This window comes from Kineococcus sp. G2, from assembly GCF_037154035.1.
Classification (GTDB): domain Bacteria; phylum Actinomycetota; class Actinomycetes; order Actinomycetales; family Kineococcaceae; genus Kineococcus.
On sequence record NZ_JBBBEM010000100.1, the window covers coordinates 14,843 to 32,843 of the forward strand.

18 protein-coding genes, 1 tRNA gene and 1 pseudogene are annotated in these 18,001 nt (G+C 75.2%); 9 read left to right on the forward strand and 11 right to left on the reverse strand.

Going from position 1 to position 18,001, the window contains the following annotated elements; all coding sequences use genetic code 11:
* Positions 1-4: 4 nt before the first annotated feature.
* Genes V9U69_RS14550 through V9U69_RS14580 form a run of 7 tightly spaced genes read right to left on the reverse strand, consistent with a single transcriptional unit; the run spans position 5 to position 8,421 of the window.
* Positions 5-838: a metallophosphoesterase family protein gene (locus tag V9U69_RS14550; RefSeq protein ID WP_337062569.1), complete on the reverse strand. Its 834-nt coding sequence runs from the start codon at positions 836-838 to the stop codon at positions 5-7.
* Positions 835-2,868 carry a Stk1 family PASTA domain-containing Ser/Thr kinase gene (pknB, locus tag V9U69_RS14555; protein WP_337062570.1) on the reverse strand — a complete coding sequence of 678 codons (2,034 nt, stop codon included), beginning with the start codon at positions 2,866-2,868 and terminating at the stop codon, positions 835-837. The genes V9U69_RS14550 and pknB overlap by 4 nt, the downstream gene beginning before the upstream one ends.
* 57 nt (positions 2,869-2,925) lie before the next feature.
* Complete coding sequence (locus V9U69_RS14560; RefSeq protein WP_337062571.1) at positions 2,926-4,401, reverse strand: peptidoglycan D,D-transpeptidase FtsI family protein; 1,476 nt, start codon at positions 4,399-4,401, stop codon at positions 2,926-2,928.
* The gene (locus V9U69_RS14565; RefSeq protein WP_337062572.1) at positions 4,398-5,771 is read right to left on the reverse strand and encodes an FtsW/RodA/SpoVE family cell cycle protein; all 1,374 of its coding nucleotides are present in this window, start codon (positions 5,769-5,771) and stop codon (positions 4,398-4,400) included. Before V9U69_RS14565 ends, V9U69_RS14560 begins: the two co-directional genes overlap by 4 nt.
* Entirely contained in the window at positions 5,771-7,219 is a 1,449-nt protein-coding gene (locus V9U69_RS14570; RefSeq protein ID WP_337062573.1) for a Stp1/IreP family PP2C-type Ser/Thr phosphatase, read from the reverse strand. The genes V9U69_RS14565 and V9U69_RS14570 overlap by 1 nt, the downstream gene beginning before the upstream one ends.
* A 4-nt stretch (positions 7,220-7,223) precedes the next feature.
* Positions 7,224-7,709, reverse strand: a complete 486-nt coding sequence (locus V9U69_RS14575) for an FHA domain-containing protein FhaB/FipA (RefSeq protein WP_337062574.1) — start codon at positions 7,707-7,709, stop codon at positions 7,224-7,226.
* Between the two features lie 7 nt (positions 7,710-7,716).
* Positions 7,717-8,421, reverse strand: a complete 705-nt coding sequence (locus tag V9U69_RS14580; RefSeq protein WP_337062575.1) for a DUF3662 and FHA domain-containing protein — start codon at positions 8,419-8,421, stop codon at positions 7,717-7,719.
* 130 nt (positions 8,422-8,551) lie between these two features.
* Between V9U69_RS14580 and V9U69_RS14585 the strand changes: the two genes are divergently transcribed.
* Positions 8,552-8,635 (forward strand) — tRNA-Leu (locus tag V9U69_RS14585).
* Between the two features lie 96 nt (positions 8,636-8,731).
* Here the strand turns inward: V9U69_RS14585 and V9U69_RS14590 are convergent.
* Together V9U69_RS14590 and V9U69_RS14595 are read right to left on the reverse strand one after the other, a co-directional pair.
* On the reverse strand, positions 8,732-9,331 hold the full coding sequence (locus V9U69_RS14590) for a dihydrofolate reductase family protein (RefSeq protein WP_337062576.1): 600 nt from the start codon (positions 9,329-9,331) through the stop codon (positions 8,732-8,734).
* A 56-nt stretch (positions 9,332-9,387) separates the two neighbouring features.
* Complete coding sequence (locus V9U69_RS14595; protein ID WP_337062577.1) at positions 9,388-9,960, reverse strand: dihydrofolate reductase family protein; 573 nt, start codon at positions 9,958-9,960, stop codon at positions 9,388-9,390.
* A gap of 78 nt (positions 9,961-10,038) precedes the next feature.
* Between V9U69_RS14595 and V9U69_RS14600 the strand changes: the two genes are divergently transcribed.
* The gene (locus V9U69_RS14600; protein ID WP_337062578.1) at positions 10,039-10,605 is read left to right on the forward strand and encodes a TetR/AcrR family transcriptional regulator; all 567 of its coding nucleotides are present in this window, start codon (positions 10,039-10,041) and stop codon (positions 10,603-10,605) included.
* A gap of 221 nt (positions 10,606-10,826) precedes the next feature.
* Positions 10,827-11,564: an SDR family NAD(P)-dependent oxidoreductase gene (locus V9U69_RS14605; RefSeq protein ID WP_337062579.1), complete on the forward strand. Its 738-nt coding sequence runs from the start codon at positions 10,827-10,829 to the stop codon at positions 11,562-11,564.
* 50 nt (positions 11,565-11,614) lie between these two features.
* Here V9U69_RS14605 and V9U69_RS14610 read toward each other — a convergent pair whose 3' ends face one another.
* Together V9U69_RS14610 and V9U69_RS14615 are read right to left on the reverse strand one after the other, a co-directional pair.
* Positions 11,615-12,307: a haloacid dehalogenase type II gene (locus V9U69_RS14610; protein ID WP_337062580.1), complete on the reverse strand. Its 693-nt coding sequence runs from the start codon at positions 12,305-12,307 to the stop codon at positions 11,615-11,617.
* Positions 12,304-13,224, reverse strand: a complete 921-nt coding sequence (locus tag V9U69_RS14615; RefSeq protein ID WP_337062581.1) for an NmrA family NAD(P)-binding protein — start codon at positions 13,222-13,224, stop codon at positions 12,304-12,306. Before V9U69_RS14615 ends, V9U69_RS14610 begins: the two co-directional genes overlap by 4 nt.
* A 73-nt stretch (positions 13,225-13,297) precedes the next feature.
* On the opposite strand from V9U69_RS14615, the pseudogene V9U69_RS19365 reads away from it, so the two are divergent.
* The 6 genes and pseudogenes from V9U69_RS19365 to V9U69_RS14640 form a co-directional block, all read left to right on the forward strand.
* A pseudogene (locus tag V9U69_RS19365) lies at positions 13,298-13,450 on the forward strand (HTH domain-containing protein); the annotation flags it as partial.
* 51 nt (positions 13,451-13,501) lie between these two features.
* The gene (locus V9U69_RS14620; protein ID WP_337062582.1) at positions 13,502-13,987 is read left to right on the forward strand and encodes a helix-turn-helix transcriptional regulator; all 486 of its coding nucleotides are present in this window, start codon (positions 13,502-13,504) and stop codon (positions 13,985-13,987) included.
* A gap of 219 nt (positions 13,988-14,206) precedes the next feature.
* On the forward strand, positions 14,207-15,037 hold the full coding sequence (locus tag V9U69_RS14625; RefSeq protein WP_337062583.1) for an NAD(P)H-binding protein: 831 nt from the start codon (positions 14,207-14,209) through the stop codon (positions 15,035-15,037).
* A 130-nt stretch (positions 15,038-15,167) separates the two neighbouring features.
* On the forward strand, positions 15,168-15,602 hold the full coding sequence (locus V9U69_RS14630) for a PPOX class F420-dependent oxidoreductase (protein ID WP_337062584.1): 435 nt from the start codon (positions 15,168-15,170) through the stop codon (positions 15,600-15,602).
* 265 nt (positions 15,603-15,867) lie between these two features.
* On the forward strand, positions 15,868-17,625 hold the full coding sequence (locus V9U69_RS14635; protein ID WP_337062585.1) for an ABC-ATPase domain-containing protein: 1,758 nt from the start codon (positions 15,868-15,870) through the stop codon (positions 17,623-17,625).
* A gap of 124 nt (positions 17,626-17,749) precedes the next feature.
* Positions 17,750-17,998: a hypothetical protein gene (locus V9U69_RS14640; protein WP_337062586.1), complete on the forward strand. Its 249-nt coding sequence runs from the start codon at positions 17,750-17,752 to the stop codon at positions 17,996-17,998.
* Positions 17,999-18,001 lie beyond the last annotated feature (3 nt).

Below are 18,001 nucleotides of genomic sequence, written 5' to 3' on the forward strand. Positions count from 1 at the left end.
CCGGTCAGCGCGCCGGGGCGCCCTCCGCGTCGAGGATGCGCTGCACGACGTCCGGGCCGAGGACGAACAGCTCCTCCCCGTCGCCGGGGGCCGCGACCGACAGGACGGTGACCCGCACCCCCGCGTCGTCGACGTCCACCAGGCACGCGCCGGAACCGCGCACCGCCCGCTCGGAGCCGTGCTCGACGAGCACGTCGGTGCGGTTGGCGACACCGGGCGCGACGACCGCGGTGAGCCCGCCGGGCAGCGTCGCCACGTAGGGGTGGTGGTAGTGCCCGCTGAGGACGGCGCGCACGTCCGTGCCGGCGATCGCGTCGAGCAGCCGCTGCGGTCCCTGCAGCTTCAGGCCCTCGTGCAGCACCGTCGGCGCCGGCAGCGGGGGGTGGTGCACCACCACGACCGACCCGAGCGGTGCGGGCTCGGCGAGCACCTCCCGCAGCCGGGTCAGCTGCTCGTCGCCGAGGACGCCGTGGCCGTGCCGGGGCACGGAGCTGTCCAGCACCACCAGCCGCAGCCCGCCGGCGTCGTGCACGGAACGCCCCGGGCCGAGGACCTGCTCGAACGGGCCGGGCAGGTCGTGGTTGCCCATCGCGAACGCGACGACCGCGGCGCCGTGCTCGCGGGCGAAGCCGCCCACGAGGTCCCGCGCGCTCTCGTAGGAGTGCACCGAGCCGTCGTCGGACACGTCGCCGGAGACGACGACCGCGTCCAGGGGGCCCACCCCGGCCAGGGACGCCAGGACGTGCCGCAGCACGGCCGTGGTGTCGACCCGCCCGCCGCCGTGCAGGCCGCCGGGGGCCATCAGGTGCGTGTCGGACAGGTGCAGCAGGCGGGTCACTCGCCGTCCCCGCCCGGTGCGCCGGCGGCGGTGTCCTCGGACTCGTCGTCCCCGCCGTTCCCGTTCCCGTTCCCGTTGTTGCCGTTGCCGTTGCCGTTGCCGCGGTTGCTGCTGCGGGTGGCGGCGCTGGACGGGTTGGCCGTCGCCTCGGACGTCGGGCTCGCCGTGTCCGTGGGGGTCCGCGTCGCGGTGGACGTCGGCGTGGGCGTGGCCGCCTCCTCCGGCGCCAGGACCACCTCGACGGAGGAGCCGGCGTCGACCGTGGCGTCCGCCGTCGGCGTCTGGCTGACGACGGTGCCCGGCTCGCCCTCCGCGCCGGGGTCGGTGCGGGCGTTGACGTTGAGGTTGCGGCCGTTGAGCTCGGCCTGGGCCTCCTCCAGCGTCATCCCCGTCAGGTCCGGGACGGTGACCTGCCCGCTGGCGATGTAGATCGTCACGGGCGTGCCCCGCTCGACGCTCGCGTCGGCGGCGGGGTCGGTGCGCACCACGGTGCCGGGCTCGGCGTCGGGGTCCTCGTCGGTGGGCTGGGCCGAGCCGGGGTCCAGACCGGCCGAGCGCAGCGCCGCCCGGGCGTCGTCCTGGCTGAAGCCCGTCACGTCGGGCACGGTGACGGCCTCCGGCCCGGTGGAGACCGTCAGCGTCACGGTGGAGCCGATGGCCGCGGGCTGCCCGGGCGCGGGGTCGCTGCTGATGACGTCGCCCTCGGCGACGGTGTCGCTGGCTTCCTCGACCACGGCGGACTCCAGCTGCGCCTGCTCCAGCAGGTCCTCCGCCTCCTCCTGCGAGACGCCCACGACCTGCGGCACGTCCACCGCGGTGGGCGACGACGTCGTGGAGGGGTCGGAGGCGCCGCCGCCGCCCATCTCCAGCAGCGCGTACCCGGCCGTGCCGATGCCGCCGAGCAGCACGAGCGCCAGCAGCACCCACGGCCAGCGCCGCTTGCGCTCGTCCTCGTCCGGCTGACCGGTGCGCGGCAGCGTGCCGGTCCCGCCGGCGCCCGCGGCCCCGGGCGGCGGCACCGGCGGCACCGCGGGCGTGACGCGGGTGGCGGCGGTGGGCGGGCCCGCCGTCGGCAGCGCCGTCGTCGGGTCCGCCGTCGGCACCGCGGTCGTCGGCGCGCCCGTCGGCGCGAAGCTCGCCCCGCGCAGCGGGCGTCCCTCCACGGCGCGGCGCAGGTCGTCGGCGAAGTCGGCGGCGCTCTGGTAGCGGTGCTCGCGGTCCTTGCTCAGCGCCATGAGCACGACCTGGTCCACGGCCGGCGGGATGCCGGGCGCGAGCGCGCTCGGCGGCTTCGGCTGCTCCGAGACGTGCTGGTACGCCACCGCGACGGGCGCGTCCCCGGTGAACGGGGGCCGGCCGGTGAGGATCTCGAACAGCAGGCAGCCGGTGGAGTACAGGTCGCTGCGGGCGTCGACGGTCTCCCCGCGCGCCTGCTCCGGCGAGAGGTACTGGGCGGTGCCCATGACGGCGGACGTCTGGGTGAGGGTGGCGGAGGAGTCGCTGACGGCGCGGGCGATGCCGAAGTCCATCACCTTCACCTCGCCCGCCGGCGTGATCATCACGTTGGCGGGCTTGATGTCGCGGTGGACGATGCCCTTGGTGTGGCTGTACTCCAGCGCCCCCAGCACGCCCTCGGTGATGGACAGCGCCTCGGTGGTGGACAGCGGGTGGTCGGTGCGCAGCACGTCGCGCAGCGTCCGGCCCTCCACGTACTCCATGACGATCCACGGCAGGTCCACCTGCGCGCCGCCGTGCTCCAGGACGTGGTCGGCCCCGGTGTCGTACACCGCCACGATCGAGGGGTGGTTCAGCCCGGCCGCCGCCTGCGCCTCGCGGCGGAAGCGCGCCTGGAACGACGGGTCGCGCGCCAGGTCCGAGCGCAGCAGCTTCACCGCCACCACCCGCCCGAGCCGGGTGTCGCGGGCGACGTGGACCTCCGCCATGCCGCCGCGCCCGAGGAGGGCGCCGACCTCGTAGCGCCCGCCGAGCACGCGCGGCGCCCTGCCCCCGCTGGTCGATGCGTCCGTCACTGCGCTCCCCGTCCCCGTCGTCCCTCGTCCGCCGCGGCGCCCGCGACCGTCCGCCGCTCAGCCATCGAGCGCCGCCTGCATGACCTGCTTCGCCACCGGCGCCGACAGCCGGCCGCCGTAGGCGCTGTCCACCGAGCCGCCGTCCTCGATGACCACCGCGACGGCCACCTCGCGGTTCTCGCCCTCCTCGTCGCGCGCCCACGCGGTGAACCAGGCGTAGGGGACCTGCCCCTCGCCGCGCTGCGCGGTGCCGGTCTTGCCGCCCACGACGGCGCCGTCGATCTGCGCGCGGGTGCCCGTGCCGGACTCGACGACGGCGCGCGTCATCTCCTGCAGCGCGTCGGCGGTGTCCTCGCTCACGGCGCGGCCCACCTCCTGCGGCGCGGGCTCGGCGATGACGTCGAGGGTCTTCGCCTCCCGCACGTTGGCGACGAGGTTCGGCTCCATGACGACCCCGCCGTTGGCGATGGCGGCGGAGACCATCGCCACCTGCAGCGGGGTGACCTGAACGTTGCCCTGCCCGATGCCGGCGTACGCCAGCAGCGGCCCGGTGGCGTCCTCGGGGAACCGGCTCTCCTCCACGGGCAGCGGGGTCGTCAGGGGCTGCTCGAAGCCGAACGCCCGCGCCTGCGCGTCGAGGGCCTCGGCGCCCAGGTCCAGCCCGAGCTGCCCGAACGCGGTGTTGCAGGAGGTGCGCAGCGCGTCGAGCAGGCTGACCCGGTCGTTGGGCCCGCACGCGGTGCCCTCGTCGTTGCTGAGGGTGTTGTCGGTCTGCGGCAGGTCCAGCTCCTGCGGCCCGGCCACGGGGGTCTCGGTGGTGTACTCGCCGCTCTCCAGCGCCGCCGCGGCGGTGATCAGCTTGAACGTGGAGCCCGGCGGGTACAGGGCGTCGACCGCCCGGTTCACCAGCGGGTCGTCCTCGTCGGCGAGGAGGGTCTCCCACGCCTCCCGCGCGGCCTGCAGGTCGTGGGTGGCCAGCAGGTCGGGGTCGTAGGTGGGGCTGGACACCATCGCCAGCACGTTCCCGGTGGACGGCTCGAGGGCGACGACGGCGCCCTTGCGCCCGTCCAGGGCGTCCCACGCCGCCTGCTGCACCTCGGGGTCCAGGGTGAGCGTGACGGAGGCGCCGACCGGGTCCGCACCGGTGAGCAGGTCCGCCAGGCGCCGGTAGAACAGCTCGTCGGCGGTGCCGGAGAGCACGTCGTTCATGGCGCGCTCGATGCCGGCGGCGCCGTAGAGCACCGAGTAGTAGCCGGTGGCGTGCGCGTACGTCGGCCCGGCGGGGTACTGGCGCAGGAACTCGTACGGGCTGTCGCCCGGCTCCTCGACGCGCACGCTGGCGGCCACCGCCTGCCCGGCGCCGACGAGGATCGGGCCGCGCTCGCGCCCGTACTCCGCGTACAGCTGGCGGCTGTTGCCCGGCATGGCGTTGAGCTCGCCGGCCCGCAGGAACTGGACCCAGGTGGTGGAGGCGAAGAGGGCGAAGAACAGGAACGCGACGACGGCCGAGAGCCTGCGCAGGGGACGGTTCACGGGATCCTCACCGCCTGGGTGACGCCGGTGTCGCCCGGCTCGGGGCCGTTGCGCACCTCCGCCGCGGGGCGGCGCGCCAGGTCGGAGATCCGCAGCAGCAGCGCCACGACGATCCAGTTCGACACCAGCGAGGAACCGCCGGCGGCGAGGAACGGGGTGGTCAGGCCGGTCAGCGGGATGACGCGGGTGACGCCGCCGACGACCACGAACACCTGCAGCGCCACCGAGAACGCCAGGCCCGCGGCGAGCAGCTTGCCGAACCCGTCGCGCACGCCGATGGCGGTGCGCATCCCCCGCTCCACCAGGACCGCGTACAGCAGCAGCAGCGCGAACAGCCCCGCCAGGCCGAGCTCCTCGCCGAAGGAGGCGTAGACGAAGTCGGAGTTGGCGAACGGCACGATGTCCGGCCGGCCGCGGTCCAGGCCGGTGCCCAGCAGCCCGCCGCTGGCCATGCCGTACAGGCCCTGCAGCAGCTGGTAGGCGCTGTCGGCGTTGTCCGCGTCGAAGGGGTGCAGCCAGATGTCCACGCGGCTGCGCACGTGCGACATGGTGGTGGCGGCGAACACGGCGCCGGCGGCGAACAGGCCCAGCCCGATGACGATCCAGCTGACCCGCTCGGTCGCCACGTACAGCACCGCCACGAACAGCCCGAAGAACAGCAGCGACGTCCCCAGGTCGCGCTGGAGCACCAGGACGCCCACGCTCGCCGCCCACGCCAGCAGGATCGGCCCCAGGTCGCGGGCCCGCGGCAGCCGCAGGAACAGCACCTTCGGCCCCGTCAGGGACAGCGCGTCGCGGTGCACGACGAGGTAGCCGGCGAAGAAGACCGCCAGCACGATCTTGGCGATCTCCCCCGGCTGGAAGGACAGCGGCCCGATCCCCACCCAGATGCGCGCGCCGTTGATCTCCTTGCCCAGCACCGGCACCAGCGGCAGCAGCAGCAGGACGAGGCCAGCGACCATCGCGGTGAACGTGTAGCGGCGCAGCACCCGGTGGTCGCGCAGCACGACCACGAGGGCGCCGGCGGCCGCGATCCCCAGCGCCGACCACACGAACTGCCGGGACGCCGCGGAGGTGCCCTCGGACAGGTCCAGGCGGTGGATCATCACCAGGCCCAGCCCGTTGAGCAGCGTCGCCACCGGCAGCAGGACCGGGTCGGCGTGCGGGGCGCGCCAGCGCAGCACCAGGTGCAGGACGACGGCGAGGGCGCCCAGGCCGCCGCCGTACGCGAACAGCCCGCCCGGCAGGGAACCGTGCTCGGTCAGGCCCACGACGGCCCACGCCCCGCAGGCGATGAGCACGGCCGCGACGACGAGCACCAGCTCGACGTTGCGGCGCGTGGTCGGGTACACGGGCAGGACGGTGGCCATCAGCCGACCCCTCCGCAGTCCTCGGCGGTCGCGTCGCCGGTGGGCTCCGCTCCCGGGGTGGTCGCGTCCGGCGCGCTGGTCGTGCTCGCCACCGCGCTCGTGACCTCGCTGGTCGTGGTGGTGGTCGTGGTGGTGGTCGTGGTGGTGGGCCCGGTGGAGGGCGACGCCGTGGGGGAGGCGGTGGGGGAGGCGGTGGTCGCCGGCCCCTGCGCCGCGGCCCGGCAGTCGGCGGCGATCTCCTCGAGCTGGGCGATCGTCTCGCGGGCGTCGCCGATCCCGGAGGCGCTGATGCGCCCGGTGACCAGCGTCGCGTACGTGCTGGGCAGGTCGCCCACGGCGATGTCCGTGCGCTCCACGACGCTGGAGGTGCTCACCGGCCCGATGTCCTGCGTCAGCCCCTGGAACAGGGCGACCCGAGAGCCGTCCACGCCCACGAAGTACTGCTGCTGGCTCCAGCGCCACCCGCCCCACGCACCGGCCGCGAGGAGCACCACCAGCAGCAGGGGACCGGCGATCCACCGCCGCCGCGCGCGCCGGCGGTGCTCCTCGTCCACCCGCGCCCCCGCGCCGGGATCGTCGTCCTCCTGGTCGTCGTCGCCCTCGGCGGCCGTGCGCAGGGCCGCGGCGCGCGCGGCCGGGGTGCCGGAGGCGCTGGAGCGGCGCGGCCGGTGGAAGGCGGCCGCGCCCACCACCTGCGGCGTCGTCGACGGCGGGGCGCCGCCGTCGAGCTCGACGACGTCGGCGACCACGCAGGAGACGTTGTCGGGGCCGCCGCCGCGCAGCGCCAGCTCCACGAGCCGCTCGCAGGTGGCGTCCGGCGGCTCACCGGCGGCCAGGGTCCGCTCCAGCGTCTCGTGGCTGACGACGCCGGACAGGCCGTCCGAGCACAGCAGGTAGCGGTCGCCGGGGCGGGCCTCGCGCACCGAGACGTCCGCGGTGTCGTCGTCGCGGCCCGTCAGCACCCGCATGATCACCGAGCGCTGCGGGTGGCGCTCGGCCTCCTCGGCGCTGATGCGGCCCTCGTCGATGAGCGACTGCACGTAGCTGTGGTCGCGGGTGAGCTGGGTCAGCCGCCCGTCGCGCAGCAGGTACCCGCGCGAGTCGCCGATGTGCGCCAGGACCAGCCGCGAGCCGGCGCGCAGCACCGCGGTGACGGTGGTGCCCATCCCGGCCAGCTCCGGCTCGTCGGCCACCCGGCGGCGCAGCTGCTCGTTGGCCGCCTCCAGGGCGTGGTGCAGGTGCTCGGCGGCGTCGTCGCTGCCGTGCGCCTCCCCGTCGAGGGAGGCCAGCTCGCCGACGGCCAGGGAGGAGGCGACGTCCCCGCCGGCGTGCCCGCCCATGCCGTCGGCGACGACGAGCAGGTGGGGGCCGGCGTACCCGGAGTCCTGGTTGGTGGAGCGCACCAGCCCGACGTCGGAGCGGGCGGCGTAGCGCAGGGCGATGGCCACCTGCTCACCTCCGCAGTTCGAGGACGGTCCGCCCGATGCGCAGCGGGGTCCCGGGCTCGAAGGGCACGGGGGTGCTCAGGCGCTCGCGGCCGAGGTAGCTGCCGTTGGTGGACTGCAGGTCCTCCACGAGCCAGCCGGTGCCGTCCGGCGCGGGGGTGATGCGCACGTGACGGGTGGAGGCGTACTCGTCGTCCAGCACGAGGGTGCAGTCGGCGCCGCGGCCGATGAGCACCGGCGCCTGGCCGAGCGCGATGGTCGTGCCGCGCAGCGAGCCCTCGACGACGACGAGGGTGGCGCGCTCGCGGCGCGGCGCGGGCGCCTCGGACGGCGGCTCGGCGCGGCGCTGCCGGCCGCGCTGGCGCTCGGTGCGGCGCGCGGTGACGCGCGTGCCGAGCAGGTCGGTGCGGAGCACGCCGACGACGGCGAGCACGAACAGCCACAGCAGGGCCAGCAGGCCGAGCCGCAGCACGGTCAGGGTGAGCTCGCTCACGGGCTCCTCAGGTCCAGCCCTCGTCGCGACGGGCCGCGCGGTAGACCGCGCGGGTGCGCCCGAGGGTGATCGTGGTTCCGTCGAACAGGTCGGTGGAGGAGATCCGCTCCCCGTCGACGAACGTTCCGTTGGTGGAGCCGAGGTCGACCAGGCGCGCTCCGGACGCGCCGACGCGGACCTCGGCGTGCCGGCGGGAGACGCCGGGGTCGTCGACGACGACGTCGGCCTCCGAGCCGCGGCCGATGACGGTGACGGCCTCGGTGAGGACGTACCCGCGACCGTCCACCTCCAGCTGCGGCCGCCCCGCCGTGGAGGTGCGGCCGGTGGCCGGGGCCACGCGCCCCTTCACGGTGGAGCTGAGGACGCGGAAGACGCCGGTCTCCAGGTCGTCGGCCTCGTGGAAGTCCACCCGCACGGGGCCGACGAAGGAGTAGCGCTGCTTCTCGGCGTGCTGGGTGACGGCGGCGACGAGCTCGTCGGCCAGCGTGTCCTGCCAGGAGGCGATCTTGTCGTGGTCGGTGCGGCCGAGCTCGACGATGAAGCTGTTGGGCACGAGGGTGCGCCCGCGCGCCAGCACGGCGGCGCGGTCGTCGAGCTCGCGGCGCAGGGCGCTGGCGACCTCCACCGGCTGCACCTCGCTGCGGAAGGCGCGGGCGAAGACGCCGTTGACGGCTCGTTCGACCCCGCGCTCGAACCGGTCGAGCACTCCCACGCGCCGCCCCCTCTCCGTCGTCCCCCGCTGCTCCGGCTCCCGCATCGTAGCCGCGCGGGGCTCGTCGGCCCCCTCGGCGGAGCGGGGGTGTCCGTGGAGGCCTCGTGGACCTGCTAAGGTCTTCATGTCTGCGCGAGTGGCGGAATAGGCAGACGCGCACGGTTCAGGTCCGTGTGCCCGAAAGGGCGTGGGGGTTCAACTCCCCCCTCGCGCACAGGGTGAAGGCCCCGGTCGATCTCGACCGGGGCCTTCGTCGTCCCCGGGGCTCGTCCGCCCGGACGGCCGACTCGCGGTGCCTCCACCTGCTCGGTCAGCGGACCCGGTCGTAGACCACCGCTGTCTCGCCGAGCTCACCGGTCTCCTGGAGGGCGAGCTCCCACCGGGACGAGGGGAGGCCGTCGTCGAAGAGACGGCGACCGCCGCCGGCCACCTCCGGGCAGATCATCAGGTGCAGCCGGTCGACGAGGTCCGCGGAGAGGGCGGCCTTGATGACGCTCGGTGAGCTGTTCACGAGGATGTCGCCCTCACCCGTCGCCTTGAGCTCGGCGATGACGTCGGCGACCGGAGCGTCGACCACGCGTGCCCCGGCCCACGGCGCGTCGCTCAAGGTCGTGGACAGGACCACCTTCTCGGTGTCGACCAGCCAGGTCGCGTAAGCGCGGTCACGCGGATCGGCTGACTCGTCGGAGGCCACCGAGGGCCAGTAGCCGAGGAAGCCCTCGGCGTTGACGCGACCGAGGAGGGCCGTCGTGGCTCCTGCGTGCAGGCGGCTGAGGTGCCGGCGCGCTGTCTCGGTCGTCGCGTACCGCACGATGGCGCCCAGGTCGGTCGGGCCGTCGGGCCCGTGGTAGCGCCCGTCGAGGGTGATGCTGATGTTCGCGGCCACCCTGCGGCCGGTCGCGGCTGTCATCGTGTGCTCCTCCGTCGGTCGTCGGGTCGTGTGCTGGTCGGCGGCCCTGCGGCCGCTCAGCGTCGTGCGTACTCGGTGACGACGACGCCGGACCGGTAGGGGGTGCTCGCGACGTGCTGGAACCGGCGCGGCTGGTACGGGCCCGCGAAGAGGGTGGGTCCCTCACCGAGCACCAGCGGGTTGACCTTGAGCACCAGGTGGTCGATCTCGTCGGCGAGCGCGGTCGCCAGTCGCCCGCCGCCGCACAGCCAGATGCCGGCGCCTCCCGCTGCTTTGAGGCGTCGGACCACCGCGGCGGGGTCTTCGGCGGTCAGCCGGATGCCGGGCGCGACCTCGTCGGGAGCCCGGGTGCGTGAGAAGACGATCTGCTCGTGCTGCGGGTACGGGTCGCGCAGACCGTGGGAGAACCCGGCGGCGTAGGTGTTCCAGCCCATCAGGACGGAGTCGAAGTGCCGGTGGTCCGCCTGCAGGCCGAGCGCGTCGAGAGCGGGCGCGGGCAACGTGTCGCGCCACTCCGTGAGGATCGTCTCGATGTGATCGCCTTCGACGGGGAAGGCGGAGAAGTCGCCGCCCGGTCCGGCGATGCGCCCGTCGAGGGAGACGGCGACGTAGTAAGTGAGTCGTCGCATGCAGCCACCCCTTCACGACAGATGTAGTGGTTGAGGAGAAGGTACGACACCCGTAGTGGTCGCGCTACCCTTTTCCCCGTGGTGCGCAACCCGCGACGGTGGCGGCAGCTCACGGACGCGGGGCTGAGCCTCCTCGCCCGTGAAGGTTCGCGCGGCCTGACGCACCGCGCCGTCGACGCGGCGGCGCAGGTCCCTCCAGGGACGACCTCGAACTACTTCCGTTCGCGCGCGGCGCTGCTCGAGGGGCTCGTCCAGCGGATCGGCGAGCGGCTCACCCCGGACCCCGGTCGTCTGGCGGAACTGCAGGCGCGACGACCTGGTCGTGAGTCGTTCGCCGACCACGTCCGCGACATCGTCGGGCGGCTCTCGACCGAGCGCGACGTGACCCTCGCGCTCCTCGAGCTGCGGTTGGAAGCGGCCAGACGACCCGAGGTCGCCGAGCTGCTGTCCGCGTGGCTCCGCGGTGCTTTCCTCGCCGATGTCGCCTACAACGAGGCGGCTGGGCTCCCGGGTGGTGCGCGGGAGGTGGCGTTGTTCCACTACGCGGTGGACGGGCTGGTGCTCGACCGGTTGACGACGTCGATCGACCCCTCGACGACGACCGACGAGGTGGTGGACCTCCTCGTCGCGCGGCTCCTGCCGTGACGGTGCCCGGGCGAGGACGGCGGGCGCGGACGCGGGAGGTCGACCGCCGGTGGGTCCGCCCGTCGGCGTGACGCGGTGAGCCGGTTGCCGGCTCCGGCCGGACGACCTCGCACCCGGCCTCGGCGCCGACCTCACGATCCGCGCTGCAGGGACGTCTGCTCAGTGCACGGCACGACGAACCGTCAGCGGCACGGCCGCAGGAGCAGAACAGGGAGCCACGCATGCCCCGCATCGCACTCGTCACCGGATCCACCCGCGGCCTCGGCCGCGCGACCGCCGACCGCCTCGCTCGCCGAGGCGATCACGTCATCGTCACCGGCCGCGGTGGGGCGGTCGCCCGCGAGGTCGCCGAGCGACTGCGGTCGGCCGGGCACCAGGCCGATCACCTCAGCCTCGACGTGACATCGCGGGAGAGCGTCGCCGGCGCCGCGAAGGACATCGAGGGGCGCTACGGGCGCCTGGACGTCCTCGTCAACAACGCCGGCACCCTCCCCGAGGCCACCGCACCGGGACCGCACCGGTTCACCGACCTCGACGCCTTCGCCCGGACCTTCGAGACGAACGTGATCGGTGCCGTCACCGTCATCGAGCACCTGCTCCCGCTCCTGCGTCGCAGCGAGGCCGCCCGGATCGTCAACGTCTCCTCGACCGTCGGGTCGCTGTCGGACCAGGCCGATCCCGACTCCCCGTACTACCGGATGGTCGTCCCGGGCTACCAGGCGTCCAAGGCCGCGCTCAACAGCATCACCATCGGCCTGGCCAAGCACCTGGCGGGCACCCCGGCCAAGGTCACCTCGGTCTGCCCGGGGTGGGTGCAGACCGACCTCGCGCCCGGGAACCGCGAGCGAGCCCCGCTGACGCCCGAAGCGGCTGCCGAGGTCGTCGTGCGCGCGGCGACCCTGCCGGCGGGAGCGCCGTCGGGGACCTTCATCGACGTCGACGGAACAGTGCCCTGGTGAGCACTCCGGTGCCTGCTCCCGCCGCCGGTCCCACCTGCGGGGCGACCGGGTCAGGAGGGCACGAGCACGTCGGCGAGGGCTGCGAGGCTCGGCGCGCGCAGGTCGAAGCGGTCGGCCGAGGCCGGAGGGTCTCCGACGGGCCTCTCCACGTACGCGGTGCGCATGCCGACGGCCTGGGCGCCGCGCAGGTCCCACGCGTGCGCCGCCACCATCAGCAGCCGGCCCGGTCCGCAGCCCACGCTCTCCGCCGCCAGCCGGTAGGTCCTGGGATCGGGCTTGTACGCGGCGACGTCGTCCGCTGAGAGGACCCGGTGCCAGCTCAGGCCGGCGCGGGCGTCGATGCGGGTGAGCGCTCGACGGCTCGCGTTCGACAGCGCGACCACGGGGAACGACGACGCGATCCGTGCGAGTGCTGGTGCGGAGTCGGCCCACGGGTCGAGTTCCTCACCCGCACGTGCCAGGAGGCGGACCTGCGCCGGGTCGTCGACGCCGGCTTCGGCCGCGACCCGTGCCGCGGCCTCGCGGGTCAACGCGGTGCTGCCGGCGAAGGGGCGTTCCCCCGCCCTGATCCTCTCCTGCTCGCTCTCGACGTGCGTGGTCCAGACGTCCAGGAGGTGCCTGACGTCCTCACCTCCGGCACCCGGGAGGGCGGCACGGATCCCGCGCTCGATGCCCGCGGGTTCATCGACCACGGTTCCGAGGACGTCGAAGACGACCGCTGCCAGCCGGTGTTCGGCACTCACGTCCGACCCGCACCCGGCTCGGTCCGACCCCGACGCCCGGGCTCCTCCCGGAGCCGAGGGCGCAGCGCGTCGTGGGCCCAGGCGCCGAGCGTGGTCGGCGTCGTGGTCGTGGCGTCGCGGGGTTGCTCGGGCACGAAGCCGTCGCGCAAGCCCGTCGACATGCCGAGGACGGCGTCGACCTGCTCGGCGCTCATCCCGGCGTCGGCCAGCGCTCGCCGGTAGGCGTCGTCCGGTACCTGCCGGACTCGAACCGGGTGGCCGGTGGACTCGGTGACGATGCTCGCGACCTGCTCCCAGCTGAGGTCTTCAGGACCGTGGACGCCCTGGACCCGCCGACCGGACCAGTCGCTCCGGAGCAGCCACGAGGTGGCGACCCGGGCGATGTCCACGGGCGCCACCCAGGCCATCGGTCTGCCGGTCGGCAACACCACCGGCACCTCACCGGCACGGAGGTCGTCGACCAGGGTGAGCAGGTTGGAGAAGAAGTAGCCGCAGCGCAGGTGCAGCACCGACGCGCCGGTGCCGTCGAGCAGCTCCTCGACCCTCGCGAGGCCGTCGATCTCGCCGGCGCCGTGCCGGAGCTCGGCTCCGACGCTGCTCTGGAGCACGACGCGCGCGACGGCTGCTTCGTCGACGGCTCCCGCGATCGACGTCCCGAAGCGCTCGTACTCAGCCAGTGGGTCCTCGGCGGACGTCGAGGGGACGGTCACGAAGAGCACGTCGGTGCCGTGGAGGCTGTCGGCCAGCGCCGCTCGGTCGGCGAGGTCGACGACGCGCAGCTCGACGTGGTCGCGGAGGTGCTCGTCGAGGCTCTGAGGGCGGTGGGCGAGGACGCGCGGGTGCACGCCCGCCCGCACCAGGTCCTGGACGACGTGCCGGCCCACGTTGCCGGAAGGAGCAGTGGTGGTGATCGTCATGGCGATGACGCTAGCGAGGGACGTGGCCGGATCACGGCCACGACCTCGTTAGCCTGCGCCCGTGGAGAGCGATGTGGCAGCACGCACGCTCCGCCTGCTCACCCTCCTGCAGGTCCGACCGACCTGGTCCGCCCGGGAGCTCGCCGACCGGGCGGGGGTCAGTCCGAGGACGCTCCGCCGCGACCTCCGCCGGCTCTCCGACCTCGGTTACGAGGTGGTGGGCAAGCCGGGCCCGGGAGGTCACTACCGACTCGCTGCCGGCACGCGGCTCCCACCGATGGTCTTCGACGACGACGAGGTGATCGCGTTGATCGCCGGCCTCCGCATGGCGGAGTCCGGGTTCGCCTCGGACGCGGCCACCCGGGCCATCGCGAAGCTCCGCACGGTGCTCCCGCGGAAGCTGGCGACGCTGGCTGAGGAGGTCGTCGACCACACCGAGACCGTGCGGCTGGACGAGCCCGCCCACGACGAGGACCTGCTGGCGGTGCTGACGACAGCGGCGGCCGCCGACCTCGCCGTCCGGTTCACGTACCGGGACCAGCACGGTCGTGAGACGCGCCGGCAGGTCGATTCGTCGCGGTGCGTCGTGGTGCGCGGCCGCTGGCTGCTCCTCGCGTACGACCTGGGCCGGGAGGACTGGAGGACGTTCCGCGTGGACCGCGTCCGCGACGTCGAGACGGGGAGCCCCGCCGTCCGGCGCTCCCCGCCGGCAGCGGACCTCGCCGACTGGCTCCGCACCGACTTCGGCCGGAACGTCCGCTGATCCGGGCTCGCCCGCGCTTCGCCGAGAACGGCTCAGCTGCGCGCTCGGACCGGGCCGTGCCGGATCGACGCGAACGGCCCCGGGTTCCCGGTCGCGATGCGTGCGCACCGCGCAGCGGGCGCCGTGGGCCGGCGAGGACCCGTGCGTCCCCGTCGACCACGATCGAGCCGGTGCAACCCCGGGGTGCTCCCCGTCGCCCGGTCCGCCACGCTGGCCGGTGTGGGCCTCATCGGGGTGACGGGTGCGACGGGACAGGTCGGCGGGCGCGTGGCGCGCGCCCTGACGGCGGCGGCGGTGCCGCAGCGGCTGGTGGTGCGCGACGCCGCCCGCGCTCCGGACCTCCCCGGCGCCGACGTGCGGGTGGCCCCCTACGCCGACGGCGAGGCGCTGCGGCACGCGTTCGACGGGGTGGACGTGCTGCTGCTGGTCTCCGCCTCCGAAGACGCCGAGCGCGTCGCGCTGCACCGCACCGCCGTGGAGGCCGCCGCCGCGGCCGGCGTGCGCCGCGTCGTCTACACCTCGTTCCTGGGGGCCGCGCCGGACTGCACCTTCACCTTCGGCCGCGACCACGCCGCCACCGAGGAGCTGCTGGCCGCGGCCCGCCTGCAGGCCACGGTGCTGCGGAACTCCTTCTACCTGGACGTGCTGCCGGAGTTCGTCGTGGACGGCGCGGTGCGCGGCCCGGCGGGCAGCGGCCGGGTGGGCGCGGTGGCGCGCGCCGACGTCGCCGAGGTGGCGGTGGCCGCGCTCCTCGACGAGGCGCACGCCGGGCGCACCTACGACGTCACCGGCCCGGAGGCGCTGAGCCTGGCGGACGTCGCGGCCACGATCACCCGGGTCACCGGTCAGCCGGTGGAGTACGTGGAGGAGACGGTGGAGGAGGCGTACGCGTCCCGTTCCGGCTACGGGGCGCCGGCGTGGGAGGTCGACGGCTGGGTGAGCACGTACACCGCGATCGCCGCCGGGGAGCTGGACGTCGTCACCGACGTCGTGCAGCGCCTGACCGGTCACCCGCCGCGCACCCTGGAGGACGTCCTCCGCTCCCGCTGACCCCGTTGCCGCCCCCACCCCCCTCCTCCGCGGTGATCAAGGAAGTGGCAACTTCCTTGATCACCGCGGGGGAGGGGGGTGGGGGCGAGGGACCTGGCGGGGTGGCGGGGCGCGGCCTAGCGTCGCCGGGGTGAGCACCGACCGCGAGCAGCAGCTGCTGGACCTCGTCGCCTCCACCCGCAACGGCGTGCTCGTCACGCTCAAGCGCGACGGCCGACCCCAGCTGTCCAACATCACCCACCACTACGACCCGGAGCGCCGGCTGGTGCGGGTGTCGATCACCGCCGACCGCGCCAAGTCCCGCAACCTCGAACGGGACCCGCGCGCCTCCCTGCACGTGAGCGCGCCGGACTTCTGGTCGTGGACCGTGGTGGAGGGCGACGCCGAGCTCGGCCCCGTCGCGCAGCGCACCGACGACGAGGCCGTCGAGGAGCTGGTGGACCTGTACCGGGCGCTGGCCGGCGAGCACCCCGACTGGGACGACTACCGCGCGGCGATGGTGCGCGACCGGCGCCGCGTGGTGAGTCTGCCGGTGGGGCGCGTCTACGGGCAGCTGCCCGGCTGAGCGACCAGGTCGGCGCCGACGCGGCCCGCTCGCCGCGGGTGCGGGGCGGGTGCGGCGCCCGGTGGTCCCCCCGGCCACCGGGCGCGGCACCGCGTCCCCCCCTCCGAGCCCAGCTCGCACCGCGGTCCCCCCGGTCCCGGCGCGAGTCCCCCCGGACTCAGCGACCACATCGCTGCCGGGTGCGGGAGCGTTACACGTCTCGCGCCACCTCTTCGGGGCGGTCCTCGCGCGCTGCGGTGACCGGGTGCGCTCGTAGGGTCGGCGGGTGCCCCGACCCCGCTCCGCAGACCGCGACCGCGACGACCGCGAGGACCTCGGCGGTGACCCGGCTGGTGGCGCTGGTGGTGACCTCGCCGCCGCCCTGCACCGCCTGCACGACGGCCCCTACGCGCGCTACCGCTCCCTGACGGGGCGGCGGTGGCCGCTGCTGCCGGGGGTCACGTTCGTGCTGGTGCGCGGGCAGGCGGACCCGTTCGCGCCGCCGAGCCGGTGCGAGGTGCGGGTGGACGCCGCCACCGCCGGGTTCGCGGGTCTGGGCCTGGACGCGCCCGCGCGCCGGCGCGCCCTGGCCGGGTACCTGGCGCGCGCGGCCCGCGACGCCGCCGGCCGCACCTTCCGCGTCGACGCCGGCGGGCAGGAGGTGCTGCAGCGCAGCTCCTGCGAGGTCGCGGCGGACGGCTCGGTGGTGCTGCGCTTCGGCTACCACCTGCCCGGGCCGCGCCGCCGGATCGACGGGCGCACCGCCGCCCGCGAGCTGACGGGGGCGCTGCCGGAGCTGGTGCGCTCGGCGCTGCTGGCGTCCGCGCTGGACGCGGACGAGGTGCGCGCCTTCGTCGACGCGGTGGAGGACGCCTCGGTGCTGCGCTCGCGGCTGCCGGCGCTGGGGCTGGTGGCGTTCGTCGCCGACGGGGCGGTCCTGCCGCGGCGCAGCGGCGTGGACCCGCGCCCGGCGCACGACGCGGTGCCGTTCACCAGCCCGCCGTCGCTGCGGGTGGAGGTGGACCTGCCGCACCGCGGCCGGGTGAGCGGGATGGGCGTGCGCGAGGGCGTCACGGTCGTCGTGGGCGGCGGCTTCCACGGCAAGTCGACGCTGCTGGCGGCGCTGCGGGCGGGGGTGCACGACCACGTGCCCGGCGACGGGCGCGAGCTGGTCGTGACGGTGGCGGACGCGGCGGCGATCCGCGCCGAGGACGGGCGGGCGGTGACGCGGGTGGACGTCGGCGCGTTCGTCTCCGGCCTGCCCGGCGGGCTGGACCCGCGCGACTTCACCACCGCCGACGCCTCCGGTTCCACCTCCCAGGCCGCCGCCGTCGTGGAGGCGCTGGAGGCGGGCGGCCGGCTGCTGCTCGTGGACGAGGACACGGCGGCCACGAACCTCATGGTGCGCGACGCGCGCATGCAGGCGCTGGTGGCGAAGGGCGCCGAGCCGCTGAACCCGTTCGTGGACCTGGTGCGCTCCCTGCACACCGACCACGGGGTCTCGACGGTGCTGGTGGTGGGCGCCTCCGGCGACTTCCTCGACGTCGCGGACCGGGTGCTGCTGATGCGGGAGTTCCGCTGCGAGGACGTCACCGAGCGGGCCCGCGAGGTGGCGGCGACCCCGACGGGCCGGGCCGTGGAGGCGGGCGGGTTCCCGCCGGTGCGGCACCGGGTGGTGGACCCGCGCTCGCTGGACCCGCGCGTGCGCGAGCGCCGCAAGGTCGGTGCGCGCGGCACCGACGCGCTGCTGTTCGGCGAGCACGACGTGGACGTGCGGGCGGTGGTGCAGTTCACCGACCCCTCGCAGGTGGCGGGGGCCGGGTACGCGCTGGACCACCTCGTGGCGGCCGGGCACCTGGACGGGCGGCGGACGCTGGCGGCGGCGCTCCAGCTGCTGGCGGCGGACCTGGCCGGTCCGGTGGAGGGGTGGACGGGCGGGGCGAGCGCGGACGTGGCGGTGCCGCGCCCGCACGAGGTGGTCGCGGCGCTGAACCGCCTGCGCGGTGTCCGGGTCCTGGCCCTGCGCGACACCCCCGGCGGCTGACCCGCCCACCCCCTCCCCCGATCCCCTCAGTGATCAAGGAAGTGGCCACTTCCTTGATCACCGAGGGTTGGGGACGGGGGGTTCGGGTGGCGGGGGAGGGGCTGCGGGCGCAGGGTGGTGAGGCGTGAGCACCCCGGACCAGAGCACTCCGAACGACCGCACCCCGGACGACGCCGCGATCGCCGGCACGGACGACGTGACCCCGGACGCGAACACCCCGGACCCCGGCCCGCAGCCGTCCCCGCCGCGCACCGCTGACGACCCGCTGGGCGTGACCGACGACGCCTCCGCCGGCACCGGTCAGGGCGACCCGCTGGCCGGCGTCCTCATCGACGAGCGCGACGCGCAGCAGGCGGTCTCCGCCGACGAGTAGCCG

Bases quoted from the DNA above. Each gene is read 5' to 3' on its own strand.
- V9U69_RS14565 (WP_337062572.1), bottom strand. From the start codon at position 5,771: ATGGCCACCGTCCTGCCCGTGTACCCGACCACGCGCCGCAACGTCGAG.
- V9U69_RS14605 (WP_337062579.1), top strand. From the start codon at position 10,827: ATGCCCCGCATCGCACTCGTCACCGGATCCACCCGCGGCCTCGGCCGC.
- V9U69_RS14615 (WP_337062581.1), bottom strand. From the start codon at position 13,224: ATGACGATCACCACCACTGCTCCTTCCGGCAACGTGGGCCGGCACGTC.
- V9U69_RS14620 (WP_337062582.1), top strand. From the start codon at position 13,502: ATGGTCTTCGACGACGACGAGGTGATCGCGTTGATCGCCGGCCTCCGC.
- V9U69_RS14590 (WP_337062576.1), bottom strand. From the start codon at position 9,331: ATGACAGCCGCGACCGGCCGCAGGGTGGCCGCGAACATCAGCATCACC.
- V9U69_RS14595 (WP_337062577.1), bottom strand. From the start codon at position 9,960: ATGCGACGACTCACTTACTACGTCGCCGTCTCCCTCGACGGGCGCATC.